This window comes from Bradyrhizobium sp. NAS80.1, from assembly GCF_001908205.1.
Lineage (GTDB): Bacteria > Pseudomonadota > Alphaproteobacteria > Rhizobiales > Xanthobacteraceae > Bradyrhizobium.
This window is the reverse complement of record NZ_LGHL01000028.1, coordinates 15,927-29,305: the sequence shown is the minus strand read 5'-3', so window position 1 is coordinate 29,305 and position 13,379 is coordinate 15,927. Positions and strand designations below refer to the sequence as shown.

Annotated in this window: 14 protein-coding genes; 8 read left to right on the top strand and 6 right to left on the bottom strand. The window is 64.0% G+C overall.

All coding sequences use genetic code 11. From position 1 onward, the window contains the following. Window positions 1-53 precede the first annotated feature (53 nt). Window positions 54-212 (top strand): DUF5993 family protein, encoded by a 159-nt coding sequence (locus tag AC629_RS46580; protein WP_168195418.1) that lies wholly within the window; start codon window positions 54-56, stop codon window positions 210-212. A 25-nt stretch (window positions 213-237) separates the two neighbouring features. Then, window positions 238-792, top strand: a complete 555-nt coding sequence (locus AC629_RS07315) for a disulfide bond formation protein B (RefSeq protein WP_245331746.1) — start codon at window positions 238-240, stop codon at window positions 790-792. A gap of 27 nt (window positions 793-819) precedes the next feature. Here the strand turns inward: AC629_RS07315 and AC629_RS07310 are convergent, their stop codons facing one another. The 3 genes from AC629_RS07310 to AC629_RS07300 form a co-directional block, all read right to left on the bottom strand. Next, window positions 820-1,560: an alpha/beta fold hydrolase gene (locus AC629_RS07310; protein WP_084804060.1), complete on the bottom strand. Its 741-nt coding sequence runs from the start codon at window positions 1,558-1,560 to the stop codon at window positions 820-822. Beyond that, a complete protein-coding gene (locus AC629_RS07305; RefSeq protein ID WP_084804059.1) occupies window positions 1,502-4,903 on the bottom strand; it encodes an acyl-[ACP]--phospholipid O-acyltransferase in 3,402 nt (1,133 codons plus the stop codon). The genes AC629_RS07310 and AC629_RS07305 overlap by 59 nt, the downstream gene beginning before the upstream one ends. Window positions 4,904-5,234: 331 nt before the next feature. Further along, a complete protein-coding gene (locus AC629_RS07300) occupies window positions 5,235-5,501 on the bottom strand; it encodes a hypothetical protein (RefSeq protein ID WP_084804058.1) in 267 nt (88 codons plus the stop codon). Window positions 5,502-5,553: 52 nt separating this feature from the next. On the opposite strand from AC629_RS07300, the gene AC629_RS07295 reads away from it, so the two are divergent. Next, window positions 5,554-6,174: a TetR/AcrR family transcriptional regulator gene (locus AC629_RS07295; protein WP_084804057.1), complete on the top strand. Its 621-nt coding sequence runs from the start codon at window positions 5,554-5,556 to the stop codon at window positions 6,172-6,174. Window positions 6,175-6,341: 167 nt separating this feature from the next. On the opposite strand, the gene pncB is transcribed toward AC629_RS07295, so the two are convergent. Both pncB and AC629_RS07285 read right to left on the bottom strand, forming a co-directional pair. Next, window positions 6,342-7,646, bottom strand: coding sequence for a nicotinate phosphoribosyltransferase (gene pncB / locus AC629_RS07290; RefSeq protein WP_084804056.1), 1,305 nt, complete (start codon window positions 7,644-7,646; stop codon window positions 6,342-6,344). A gap of 129 nt (window positions 7,647-7,775) precedes the next feature. Beyond that, window positions 7,776-8,696, bottom strand: coding sequence for a LysR family transcriptional regulator (locus AC629_RS07285; RefSeq protein WP_084804055.1), 921 nt, complete (start codon window positions 8,694-8,696; stop codon window positions 7,776-7,778). 105 nt (window positions 8,697-8,801) lie between these two features. On the opposite strand from AC629_RS07285, the gene pcaH reads away from it, so the two are divergent. The 3 genes from pcaH (at window position 8,802) to AC629_RS07270 (ending at window position 10,753) form a co-directional block, all read left to right on the top strand. Then, a complete protein-coding gene (gene pcaH / locus AC629_RS07280; RefSeq protein ID WP_084804054.1) occupies window positions 8,802-9,590 on the top strand; it encodes a protocatechuate 3,4-dioxygenase subunit beta in 789 nt (262 codons plus the stop codon). A 4-nt stretch (window positions 9,591-9,594) separates the two neighbouring features. Further along, window positions 9,595-10,221, top strand: a complete 627-nt coding sequence (gene pcaG / locus AC629_RS07275) for a protocatechuate 3,4-dioxygenase subunit alpha (RefSeq protein ID WP_084804053.1) — start codon at window positions 9,595-9,597, stop codon at window positions 10,219-10,221. 142 nt (window positions 10,222-10,363) lie between these two features. Continuing rightward, window positions 10,364-10,753, top strand: a complete 390-nt coding sequence (locus tag AC629_RS07270) for an SPW repeat protein (protein ID WP_084804052.1) — start codon at window positions 10,364-10,366, stop codon at window positions 10,751-10,753. A gap of 25 nt (window positions 10,754-10,778) precedes the next feature. Here the strand turns inward: AC629_RS07270 and AC629_RS07265 are convergent, their stop codons facing one another. Then, window positions 10,779-11,684 carry a helix-turn-helix domain-containing protein gene (locus tag AC629_RS07265; RefSeq protein ID WP_084804051.1) on the bottom strand — a complete coding sequence of 302 codons (906 nt, stop codon included), beginning with the start codon at window positions 11,682-11,684 and terminating at the stop codon, window positions 10,779-10,781. Window positions 11,685-11,735: 51 nt separating this feature from the next. Between AC629_RS07265 and pobA the strand changes: the two genes are divergently transcribed. Together pobA and AC629_RS49765 are read left to right on the top strand one after the other, a co-directional pair. Then, window positions 11,736-12,908 carry a 4-hydroxybenzoate 3-monooxygenase gene (gene pobA, locus AC629_RS07260; protein ID WP_084804050.1) on the top strand — a complete coding sequence of 391 codons (1,173 nt, stop codon included), beginning with the start codon at window positions 11,736-11,738 and terminating at the stop codon, window positions 12,906-12,908. 198 nt (window positions 12,909-13,106) lie between these two features. Then, on the top strand, window positions 13,107-13,235 hold the full coding sequence (locus AC629_RS49765) for a hypothetical protein (RefSeq protein ID WP_283845854.1): 129 nt from the start codon (window positions 13,107-13,109) through the stop codon (window positions 13,233-13,235). Window positions 13,236-13,379: the final 144 nt, after the last annotated feature.

Below are 13,379 nucleotides of genomic sequence, written 5' to 3'. Positions count from 1 at the left end.
ACGTATGTCTTGCCCCGCTCGCGCGGAGAGCGAATCGCTCGAGGAGCCGGCGTATGTACATGTTTCTGCCTTTCCTGCTGGCGCTCGCGAGCTGCGGCTGCGCCTGGCGTTCGCGCGCAGGACTGGGCTATTTGCTCTGGAGCGCAACAATCGTCGTCACGGTCGCATGGTTCTTCCACCACGCGACCGATCCGCTGAAATTTTCGTTCTGAACCGCAAAACATGGACACGACGAAGATGAGCGAACAACGATCGTTCAGCGCGATACTGAATATGCTTGGGCTGCTCGGGATCTCGTCCGTCCTGGCGGTCGCATTCACCTATCAGCTTGCGCTTGGTGAGCTGCCCTGTCCGCTTTGCCTGCTGCAGCGGGCCGGGTTCATCGCGATCGGCCTGGGCTTCCTGTTCAACATGCGCATCGGGGAGCGGCCCTCGCACTATGCGATGATTATCGTGGCGAGCCTCGTCACCGGCTTCATCTCGATCCGGCAGGTGTCGCTGCATCTCGCGCCTGGCGATCCCGGATACGGCTCGACGCTGTCTGGGCTGCATTTCTACACCTGGGCGCTCATCGCGGCCGTCGGGGTCGTGTGCTATGTCGCATTAGTCTTCGTCCTGAAGGATGTGATCGGCGAGCGGGGCGCCGGGGACGCGCCCATGAGCGGAGCGGCATCGAACGCGGTATTCGCGATCTTCGCATGTTTGATTGCCGCAAACCTCCTGTCCACAGTGCTGGAATGTGGAGCGGGTCAATGCGACGACAACCCGGTCCGCTATCTCCTGCTCAAGTGATAAGGGCGGGCGCGACGGCGGTGTAAGTCACGTCGACCTGAAGCGACCGTCGTGCAGGAACGCGATTGTCTGCTCGATCGCGGCAGGGTGACGCGGCAGTCCGGTATGGGACGCCTTGACGACGATGTGGTCGGCCATGTCGATCAGTTTCGAGCTCGCGACAGAAACTCGTCCGTCATTGGGCCGCGGCAGGACAAAGGCCGAGGCGATCGGTGAGATCGTGCGGCATCCCGCGATGATGCCGATCGCATAATCGGGCGGCGGCAGGGCGGCGAGCACCGGGGCCTGGGCGGTCGAAAGCTGCAGGCCGGCCGGGCCAAAAACGGCGCGGTAGATCGAAAGGTGCTTCAGGAGGTCGGCGACCTCGCTGCCACTATTGGGCGTGCCCAGCATCACGACGCGGCCGAGCCGCTCCGGCCGGTATCTCGCGATATAGACCCGCGCGAGCAGCCCGCCCATGGAATGGGCGACGAAGTGGATCGTGCCGTCGCATTGCTCCGCAAATGCGGCGATCCGTGCGTGGATCTCCTCCGCAAGCGCCTCGAGCGGCTTCTTGCGGCTGGGGTAGTTGAGGTTGAGCGTCGCGAAACCGCGACGCTGCAGCGCTCGCTCGAGCTTCTTCAGCGTCCAGGGGCCGACCCCGATGCCGTGGAGCAGCACCACGCCGTCGCACCGCGCGTGCGCCCGTGCAAAAGCTCTGGTGTGCGCATCACGCAACTTCGCGCTCCGGCGCCGCCTTCTCGCGGGCCATCGTGGTTGCAGTGACATAGTCGGTCTTGCCGGTGCCGAGCAGCGGCACCTTGTCGACCACCATGATTGCCGCGGGGACGGTCAGCTCGGACGCGCCGATCGCCTTGGCCTGGGCCTGCATCGCGCTGCGCTCGGCGGTCTTCTCCGTCGTCAGCAGCACGATGCGCTCGCCCTTGCGCTGGTCCGGGATCGACACGGCGACCGATGCGGCCTGCGGCCACAGCGTCGTCGCGATGCTCTCGACCGCCGACAGCGAGACCATTTCGCCGGCGATCTTGGCAAAGCGCTTGGCACGGCCCTTGATGGTGATGAAGCCGGCAGAGTCGATCGCCACGATGTCACCGGTGTCGTGCCAGCCTTCGACGAGTGCTTCGAGCACGCCGGGATTTTCGGCCCTGAGGTAACCAAGCATCACGTTCGGTCCGCGCACCGAGAGGCGTCCGCCTTCCTCGATGCCGGGGACCGGATCAAGCCGGCTTTCCATCAACGGCGACAGGCGGCCGACGGTGCCGGGACGGTTGGCCATCGGCGTGTTCATCGCCAGCACCGGCGCCGTCTCGGTGACGCCATAGCCTTCGAGGATGCGGATGCCGTAGCGCTCCATGAACACCTGCCGCGTCCGGTCCTTGACCGCTTCGGCGCCGGCGATCACCAGGCGCAGGGTGCGGAAGTCGTAGGCGTGCGCCGAGCGTGCATAGCCGGTGAGGAACGTGTCGGTGCCGAACAGGATCGTGGCGCCGGTCTGGTAGATCAGTTCGGGCACGATCCGGTAGTGCAGCGGCGAGGGATACATATAGATCGGAATGCCCGCGAACATCGGCATCATCATTCCGCCGGTCAGCCCGAAGGAGTGGAACACCGGCAGCACGTTGAACACCTTGTCGTTGGCGTTGGCATCGACCCGTGCCAGCGCTTGCGCCGCGTTGGCGAGGATGTTGCGGTGGGACAGCACCACGCCCTTGGGCGTGCCTTCCGAGCCCGACGTGAACAGCACGACGGCCGGATCGTTCGCCTGGCGGGAGACGCGCGGCGCCGTGCCGGCGAGCAGGCCCTTGATCTTGTCGGCCGTACCGATCGAGGCGCGGACGTCCTCGAGATAGATGACACGGGCTTCAGTGGAGATCGCCGCCATCAGCTTGTCGAGCTTGCCCTTCTCGATGAAGGCCTTCGACGTCAGCACGGTCTTGACCTGCGCGGCCTTCATGGCGGCGAGGACGTTGACCGGGCCGGCCGAGAAGTTGAGCATCGCCGGGACCCGGCCGATGTTTTGCAGGGCCATGAAGACGACGGCGACGCCTGCGGAGTTCGGCAGCAGGACGCCGACATTCTCGCCGGCTGCCGTGCCCGCTTCAAGCTTTCGGCTCAGCACCTGCGCGCCGAGGATCAGCTTGCGATAGGTCAGCTTGGTGCCGAGCGCGTCCTCGACGATGACCTTGCCGGTGTCGCGGTCGCGATAGGCGTGTCCGAGCGCCTCGAACAGCGTCTGGTCGAGCATGGCGTTCTTCACCAGGGCGTCGATCATCACATCCTGCAGCGCGCTGCCGGCGGCGTTGCGGCGCGCCTTGCCTTTCAGCTGTTCATCGATCGGAAGCTTGACCGGTGGCAGGATCGTGACCGTCACCCTTGGAAACCACGAGCGCTTGATCTGGCTGCTGTTGAGGTAGCTGAGATGCGAGCGTTGCGCGCCTTCGATGCGAACGGGCACGACCACGGCGTCGGCCTTGTCCGCGATCATCGCGGTGCCGTCATAGACCTTCATCAGCGAGCCGGAGACGGTGAGGCGTCCCTCCGGGAAGATCACCACCGGTTCGCCGGCGGCGACGAGCTTGATCAGGTCGCGCGCAGCCATCGGCTTGGTCGGGTCCATGGTGTAGTGCTTGACCACGCGCAGGAACGGCTTGGCCCACCAGGCCTTAGAGATGCCGGTATCCACCGCGAAGCTCGCGTCGATCGGCAGCACGGCGTGCAGCAGCGGGCCGTCGATCAGGCTGACATGATTGGGCGCGATCAGCATGCGCGTGCCGGGAGGCGGCAGGTTCTCGAGCCCGCGAACCTCGGTGCGGAACAGTGCGCGGAACAACAGCGCGCCGAAGTCGCGCACGCCTTCCTTGCCCCACTTCGTCAGCACGAACCACATCACGCCGAAGCTGGCGACGCCGAGGCCGAAGAAGATCCAGCCGACATGCAATCCGCCCGCCTGCAACAGCGCGACGAACAGCGAGCCGACTACCATGAAGGCGGCCTGCAGCACGTTGCCGGCGGCGATGATGCGGGCGCGCTCGGTCGGTGCCGACCAGGCCTGGACAGCGGCGAAGGACGGAACGACGAACAAGCCGCCGCCGAACGCGAATGCGACAAAGTCGATCAACATGCGCAGGCCCGCCAATGACGTTGCGAAGTCGACCGCGGTGATCTCGTGCCCCCCAGTGGTCACGCTGATGGCCCAGGCAAGGTCGATGCCGGCCAATCCCATCATGATGGCGCCGATCGGCACCAGCGCAAGGTTCGGGCGAACGTGGCTCAGGCTAGCGGCGAACAGCGAGCCGATGGCAATGCCGATCGCGAAGATCGCCAGACACAGCGTCACCACGCCTTCGGTGCCGCCGACGACCTCCTTGACCAACGCCGGCAGCAGCGACAGCACGATGGCGCCGACCAGCCAGAACCAGGAGACGATCACGGTGCCGTCCCACAAGCGCCGGTCCGCGTAGAGCGTCTTCAACAGATCGAGCGTCGAGGTCCAGGGATTGGCGCTGACGGGCAGATCCGGCGCAGATGGCGTGGTCGCCGGGATGCGGGAGGCGAAGGCCCAGGACAGCAGGGCCAGCACGACCACGGCCGATGCGACCCAGCCCATATGCGCGGAGCCGGCCACGAACTGGCCGCCCGCGACGGTGCCGAGCAGGATGGCCATGAAGGTTGCGCCTTCGACCAGCGCGTTGCCGGTCGCGAGCTCTCCGAGCTCGAGCTGATCCGGCAGCATGGAGTATTTCACGGGGCCGAACAGGGCGGCGATGATGCCGAACAGCGCGAGCGCTGCGAACAGCACGGGCACCGAGTGCAGGAAGAAGCCGGTCGCAGCAAAGCCGGCGGCAAAGATCTCTGCGAATTTGAGCCGCCTTGCGACGACGGACTTGACGTATTTGTCGGCGAGCTGGCCGCCGAGCCCGGACAGGATGAAATAGGGAAAGATGAAGACGGCACCTGCGACAGTCACCAGGGCATCACCGTGGCCGGTTGCCGCGCTGTAAAGCAGAATGATGACGAGAGCGTTCTTGAGCACGTTGTCATTGAGCGCCGAGAAGAATTGCGCCCAGAACAGCGGCGCGAAACGGCGTGACGACATCAATTCCCTGATCATGACTAGTCCTGTTTTGGTAAGGCAGCCTGAGGTTGTTCTATTGTCGGTGAGGCGTCACGACCGTAAGGTAGGGACGGACGATGGCAGGTTGGCGACGGCCGCCTGCTCTGTCCCCTCCGGGCCATCCGATCCTGTTGGTCTCCAACTGATCTCGTTAGGTTCGCAGATTTCTAGTCACCGCTTGCCGGGATTTCGCGCCGTGCGATGACGAAAAGCTGAACCGCACCGCGGAGAGACACAACATCGGACGCGAATGTGGGGACATGATGAGTCCTTCCTTGCAACCGGTTCTGGCATTCGAGCCGACCTGACCGTGTCGGGTGTGGTCGTCTCAGGTGAGATGGGAGAGGTGGCGAAAGGGCGAGAAGCGGCCGAGCAAGCCGGACCTGCGGCCTTCGTGACGGGCTCGGGCGCGGCTGGCCCGCCACATCCGGAAGGTCGCGCGGCGCTCAGTGAGCACGCCGGCAATGTCGCAGGCATTCGCAATGCGATCGATCGGCGCCATCGCCAGCCTGAGGGCGGCCCGGCCAAGGCCGGTCACAAGAGCTGCGGCGTCATCGACAAAGGTGGTGGCAATATCAACAGCGAGGGTTTGCATTTTGCAGGTCTCCGCGTTAATTTGAACAATGTTCAATATGAGTAGCCTAAAAATGAACAATGTTCAAGATGAACCGCTGCGCGACCAGAAAAAAATCAGGCGACGGCTCCAGATCCTGGAGATCGCCCGCGCCATAATTGCAACTAAAGGATTGAGATCATTGAAGGTTCGTGACGTTGCCGAAGCCGCCGGCTGTTCGGTCGGCAGCGTCTATAACGAGTTCGGCGACTTCGACGGGGTGATCCTGACTGTTAATCGGGAGACCGTTCAGGCGCTCACGGTGCGGCTTGCCGGAGTTCCGAGCGAGGATCCCGTTCACCAGCTCTACGGGCTTGCCGAGACTTATCTCGCATTCTTTGCCGAGCACGCCAATCTGCTGCGTTCGCTGTTCGAGCACCGGATGGAGGACGACCGTCCTTATCCGGACGACATCCTGCAGATGGTGATGGACGCCTTCGCGCTGATGCATCCGCCCCTGGTGCGGCTATTGCCGGAGGCGGATGATGTGAAGATCGCGCTGCTGTCGCGCACTCTCTTCTCGGCGGTGCACGGGATCATCTCGCTCGGCCTCGAAGAGCGCATGGTGGCCGTGCCGCCGCAGATGCTGCGACAGCAGGTCGACCAGTTTCTCGACGCGCATCTCACCGGCCTTGGGATTCTGTCCGTCCGGTGACAGCGGCGAGCGGCTTATGCACGTTCGCGCGCAATTCACGCCATGAGAAAGTCCGGTCTGGTGCCAGAGAGCGTTTTCGAGCGAAGTGGATACCGGTTCGCGTAAAGAAAACGCGCTAAAGTAAGAATCTAGAGCCCCGTTCCGATACTATCGGAACGGAAATGGCTCTAGACCAATACCGGTTGGCGCACGCGGCCGGCGTCGCCGAACACGCGCAGGTAACGCTCGATCTCGGAGGGAAGGCCGGTCGCCTTCTCCGGATTGTCGGAGAGTTTGACGGCGGGACGTCCATCGACCGACGACACCTTGCAGACCAGCGAGATCGGATCGAGGTTGAACGAGCCGTCGGGCGTGCAACCGACGAAATCATTCGTGAGGTTGGTGCCCCAGCCGAAGGAGAGCCGCACGCGCCCGGCGAAGTGGTGATAGGTCTGCTCGATCGAGCCGACATCCATCGCGTCGGAAAAGACCAGCAGCTTGTCCTTGGGGTTGCGGCCCTTCTTCCGCCACCAGGCGACGATCTCCTCGCCGGCCTCGATCGGCGGCGCGCTGTCGGGGCGGAAGCCGGTCCAGTCGGCTACCCATTCCGGCGCATCGCGCAGGAAGGCTTTGGTGCCGAAGGCATCAGGCAGCGCGACCAGGAGATTGCCGCCATAGGTCTGGCGCCACTGGTCCAGAATGCGATAGGGCGCCCAGCGCAATTCCTCGTCGTCCTTGGCGAGAGCTGCCGCGACCATCGGCAGCTCATGCGCGTTGGTGCCGATGGCTTCGAGATCATTATCCATCGCGAGCAGCACGTTGGACGTGCCGATGAAGGACGGGCCCAGGCCTTCCTTCACAGCCTCGACGCACCAGCGCTGCCAGAGGAAACCGTGGCGACGCCGGGTGCCGAAGTCGGAGAGGCGCAAATTCTCGAGCTTGCGCAGCCGCTCGACCTTGGTCCACAGCTTGGCCTTGGCCCGGGCATAGAGCACGTCGAGCTCGAAGCGGCCGCGGCCCTTGATGGCCGCGCGCGAGCGCAGCTCGTTGAGGATCGCGAGCGCCGGAATCTCCCACATCGTGGTGTGGGTCCAGGGCCCATGGAAATGCAGCTCGTACTGGCCCTCGACCTTGCGCAGCTCGTATTCGGGCAGGCGGAATTCGGCCAGCCAGCGGATGAAGTCCGCCGAGAACATGTGGGTCTTGCCGTAGAACGTGTTACCGGCAAGCCAGATCAGCTCTTTCTTGGTGAAGCGGATGGTGCGGGCATGGTCTAGCTGGGCGCGCAGCTCACCCTCGTCGATGATCTCGGCGAGCCGCACATGGCGCGAGCGGTTGATGACCGAGAAGGTCACCTGCTGACTCGGGTAAGATTCCCGAATCATTTGCAACATCAATAGTTTATAAAAGTCGGTATCAAGCAGGCTGCGGATGATGGGATCCAGCCGCCAGCTGTGATTGTAGGTCCGGCTCGCAATGTCGGTCACTGTCATGGCCGAAATTCTAGCGTGCCGGCCTTGGCGCAACCAGTGGGTTTGGCGAGGGGCTGGCCCCCGCGCGGGGCGGCCCCGTCAGCGGCGGTGAAATAATTCCCTGGTCCAGCAGAGCGGCTGAACCCCTGTTCAGCCGCCCGCGGCCGTCGCCGCAACGATCTCGAATTGGTTCCTGATCCAGCGATGGGCCGGGTCTTTCTGGTAGCGCTGGTGCCAAACCATGAACATAGGCAGCTCGGCCAGCGTGCGCGCGCGCGAGGCCAGCGGAATGCGGGTTTGCGCGAAGCCGCGCATCACGCCGGATGCAAGCAGGCTCGGCATGCTCGCGAGCATCTGCGAGCCGCGCAGGAACGAGGGCACGCCGGAGAAGCTCGGCACCGAGATTGCGATGTCGCGGTGGAAGCCGTTGGCCGCAAGCCGGCGGTCGAAGTCGAGGCGCTCGTTGTCGGTATAGACCACGGTGACGTGGCGTGCGGCGAGATAGGCGCCGCGGCCGATTGGTGCGGTGCGCGCCTTGGGATCGAAGTAGCAGACGTAGTGATCCTTCAGCAGGCGCTTCTGCACGATGTCGATGCCGGACGGCGGCAGCGGCGTGATCAGGAGATCGCAGCGGTTTTCGCGTAGCATCGCAGGCGAGGGCGACTGCGATGGGATCACGCGCAGGTTGAGGCTCTTCACCTGTCCCGCCAGATGATCGAAGAATCGTGGCAGCAGCAGGTCGCGCTGAAAGTCGTTGGCGGCGATCGTCAGCGAGAGCTGCGCGCGCGCGGGCTCGAAGCTCACGCCGCCGGCAAAACTCCGCATTTCGTCGATCAGCGCGCGTGCTTTTGCGGCCAGCGCCTGCGCGTGGGAGGTGGCGACGATGCCGCGGCCGGATTTTGCGAACAGCGGATCGCCGGCGATCCGCCGCAGCTTGTTCAGCCCGTGGCTGACCGCGGACTGCGTCAGGCCGAGCCGCGTTGCGGCTGCCGTGACCGAGCCTTCCTCCAGCACGGCGAGGAACAGTTCGAGCGCGTGGCCGTCGAGGGCCAAATGATCGATTTCTTTCATGCAATATATTATAATCGATCTATTTATCTTGAGAATAGGCCGGCCCATGATCTCCGGATAAGCCGCGCGCCCGGACCCGGGGCGCCCCAGGGAGAGACCACGCCGATGAATGCCCAGGCGCCAGCCTTGCAGGATCCCCGCCTCAATCGCCCGGAGCCGTTCGCGCCGCCGCTCGGCGATGGTGGCTTCTTCCAGCGTGACCGTTCCATGCATCCGCCTGCGCATGCGCCCGGCTACAAATCCTCGGTGCTGCGTTCGCCGCGCCAGGCGCTGCTGTCGCTGGAGAACACTGTCTCGGAGATCACAGGGCCGGTGTTCGGGCACAACGATCTCGGCCCGCTCGACAATGATCTGGTCCGCAACTACGCCAAGGACGGCGATCCCGTCGGCGAGCGCATCATCGTCCACGGCCGCGTGCTGGATGAGACCGGTCGGGGCGTGCCGAACACGCTGGTCGAGTTCTGGCAGGCTAATGCCGGCGGTCGCTACCGGCACAAGAAGGACACGTATCTGGCGCCGATCGATCCGAATTTCGGCGGCTGCGGCCGCGCGCTGACGGACGATACCGGCTACTACTATTTCCGCACCGTGAAGCCGGGGCCCTATCCCTGGCGCAATTACGTCAACAGCTGGCGTCCAGCCCACATCCATTTCTCGGTGTTCGGCTCGGGCTTCGCGCAGCGTCTGATCACGCAGATGTATTTCGAGGGCGATCCCTTGATTCCGATCTGTCCGATCCTGACGACGATCCCGGATAAGGACGCGCTCGATCGCCTCGTCGCGCCGCTCGACCTCAACGCCTCGACGCCGTTCGATTCGCTCGCCTACCGCTTCGACATCGTGCTGCGCGGCCAGCGCTCCACCTATTTTGAAAATCGCACCGAGGGAAACTGAGTCCATGCCGCAGCCGCTCAACTACCTCAAGGAAACCGCCTCGCAGACCGCCGGCCCCTACGTCCATATCGGCCTGATCCCGGCCATGGCCGGCTTCGACATCTTCGAGAAGAACTTTTCGAACGTGCTGGTGACGCCGAACACCCAGGGCGAGCGCATCGTCCTGGAAGGCAAGGTGCTCGACGGCACCGGTTCGCCGCTGCGCGATGTGCTGCTCGAGATCTGGCAGGCCAACGCCGCCGGCCGCTACAATCATCCGGCCGACCGCTCGGCCGGCGCGCTGGAGCAGGACTTTCGTGGCTGGGGCCGCGCCGGCTCCGACTTCGAGAGCGGCCTCGTCACCTTCGAGACCATCAAGCCCGGCGCCATCACCGACAAGACGGGGCGCAAATGTGCGCCGCACGTCAATGTCTGGATCGTCGCGCGCGGCATCAACATCGGTCTCAACACGCGGCTCTATTTCTCCGATGAAGAGGCCGCCAATGCCGCCGATCCCGTGCTCAACCTGGTCGAACCGGCAGTGCGTCGCAAAACGTTGATCGCCACGCGCAGCGAGCGCGGCGGCAAGGTCGTGTATTCCTTCACGATCAATTTGCAGGGGCCGGAAGAGACGGTGTTCTTCGACGTCTGATCGTCGCGATGCAGCCAACCCGGTCAGCCGGGTTGGCCGCAACTTGACCCGAGACCAAAGTCTACCCGAGGTGGGCCCGGCCGAGGGGAACCAAATCGCGTCCCGGCGAGTCGTTCGACATATCCTCTTGGAGAGGTGTGTCATGAGCAGGCTGCAAAAGCCCGAAACTGTCCCTGACGTCTACAATCTGTTTCTCGCTTCTGTCCTCTTCATATCACCGTGGCTGTTCAGGCTGACCAACAGCCAGGGCAAGATCGATCTCTGGGTCACGAGCGCGATCATCGTCGTGCTGTCGCTGGCGGCCATAATCGCTTACCGGGACTGGGAGGAATGGCTCAACGTCCTCATGGGCGTTTGGCTCATCGCCTCCCCCTGGCTGCTCGGGTTCCCGCATACGCGGGCGATGCATCTCAGCATCGGCTTCGGCGTCTTCATAGTGCTGTTGGCCCTGCTCGATCTCTTCCTTCACTATGAGAAGAGGCATCCGGACGACCTGCCCATGGAATCCGGACGGGAGAGGGCGCATCAGTAGCGGCCGGCGCGACCCGACGTGCGCGTCAATTGTCTCCGCCGTGGAGCTGCACGCGAAAGGCGCGTGGCGATAGTCCCGTGGCGGCCGCATAGACGCGGCTGAAATAGGCGGGATCCTCGAAGCCAAGCGTGTAGGCGATCGTCGAGACCGGCAGGTTGGTGTAGACGAGGTTGCGTCGCGCCTCGCGGATCAGCCGGTTGAGGATCAGGTGCGAAGCGGTATCGCCGGTCGCCGCGCGCGTCACCCGGTTGAGATGGGTCGGGGTGATCGACAGCGCGTCGGCGTAGTCGGCGACGCTCCAGCGCTCCAGATGATGCTGCTCCAGCAGCGCCTCGAAGCGGCGGAACAGGGCGGGTTCGGCCGTGCCGGTGCCGCCGCTCTCGCTCGTGAGCACGCGGGCCACCAGCCCGATCATCGCTGCCGACAGTGCGCGCAGCACATGCGCGCGACCGAAATCGCGCCCTGCGTATTCGGCGAAAATCTGCTTCATGGTGGTGCGGATCTGCGGCGTGCCGCGCACCACGGCCGAGCGCGACAGCGCGCCGCGCACGCCTTCGGCCGCGAGCAGCGTCTCGTCCAGGATTTCCGCAGCGATGGTCAGCACCCAGCCTTGCGTCTCAGGCACGAAGCGGAAGCCGTGGACGTGGCCGACCGGCACGTTGACGATCTGCATCGGCCTCAAGGGCACCACGCGCCCGTCGAGCGTTGCCTCACCGCCGCCGCGCTCGATCAGCAGCACCTGGTGCAGCCGGGCATGACGGTGCACGGCCAAGGTCCAGTCGTGCAGCACCGAGCGGGACGCGAGCGTCTCGCAATGCACGACGTCTGGAAGGTCGCCGGACTCGCCGAAGAGGTTGTAGACCCGGATCGCCGGGGGAGGGGCCGCGGTTCTCATGTTCGAATAGTACAAGACAAAGGCGAAACCCTCCATCGGTCTGCTGCGTCTTGTCTGCAAAAAAAGTGCCGACGGGAGGACGTAAGAATGAAGGTTCAGGTCTGTATCATCGGCGGTGGGCCGTCCGGCTTGCTGTTGTCCCAACTGCTTCACCTGAAGGGTATCGACACGGTCGTGCTGGAGAAGTACAGCCGCGACCACGTGCTGGCCCGCATCCGCGCCGGCGTACTCGAGCATGGCTTCGCAAAGCTGATGCGCGAGGCGCAATGCGGCGAGCGGATGGATCGCGAGGGCGAGATCCACAATGGATTCGAGATCGCCCATGACGGCGTACTCTCCCACATCGACCTGCACAGGCATTCCGGCGGCAATTCGGTGCTGGTCTACGGCCAGACCGAGGTGACGCACGACCTTTATGAAGCGCGCGACCGTCTCGGCGGCAAGGTCGTGCACAACGCCGAGGACGTGACGCCGTATGATCTGACGTCGGACCGGCCGTACGTGACTTACCGTTCCAACGGCGAGACCATCCGCGTCGATTGCGATTACATCGTCGGGGCCGACGGCTTTCACGGCGTCAGCCGCAAGTCGATCCCGAAGGATGTGCTGCGCGAATATGAGAAGGTCTATCCGTTCGGATGGCTTGGCGTGCTGTCGCGGACGAAACCGGTGTCGCCCGAGCTGATCTATGTGAAGCACGAGCGCGGCTTTGCGCTCTGTTCTCTGCGCTCACGGGTGCTGAGCCGCTACTACATTCAGGTGCCATTGACCGACAAGGTGGAGGACTGGAGCGACGATGCGTTCTGGGCCGAGCTGAAGCGTCGCCTGCCGGAGGAGGTCGCTGGCCGTTTGGTCACGGGACCGTCGATCGAGAAAAGCATCGCGCCCCTGCGCAGCTTCGTCGCCGAGCCGATGAGCTATGGCCGCCTGTTCCTCGCGGGCGATGCCGCCCACATCGTGCCGCCGACCGGTGCGCGCGGGCTGAACAGCGCCGCATCCGACATCTACTATCTCTACCACGCCATGCTCGCGCATTATCTGCGCGACGATGATTCCGGCCTCAAGGGCTATTCCGCCAAGGCGCTCGCGCGGATCTGGAAAGCGCAGCGGTTCTCGTGGTGGATGACGATGCTGTTGCACCGCTTCCCCGACCGTCTCGACTACGAGGATCGTCTTCAGCAGACGGAGCTGGAATATCTGCTCTCATCCGAGACCGCGCAGCGCCTTCTCGCGGAGAATTATGTCGGGCTGCCGTTTTAGGTAGACCGTCAGCAAATGACTCAGCATATCTGCCCGTTGTCGCCCCAGTCGCAAATGTGACCGGGCCAGCCCCGGACCGACGGACCGAACCATATTGGAATGCCGTCCCGGAAAATCCAGCGGCCATCCGGTTCAAGCGGAAGCTTGTAGGACCTGCCGGCGGTGGCGGAATGGTCCATATAAAAAGGCGCGCGCACTATGACGCGTCGCTTCTCGCGAGCCACGGCGGACGTTGTGAGCATGGCGATCGCGATCAATCCAATCGACAAGAGCTTGATTGGCGACATCGAACTTGCCTTTTGGCCCTTGATGGGGCTGCAACCTTAGCCCGTTTCTTCAACCTTGGGCAGGCGAACCTGCCCGAGCTGTCATGGCGCATTTGCGCCGGTTGAAAAAAGCACCGGGCCGCGACAAAGAGCGGTTCCCGCCCGCTACCCCCGCGCCAGCCGCTTCAACTCGGCGAGCGCCTGC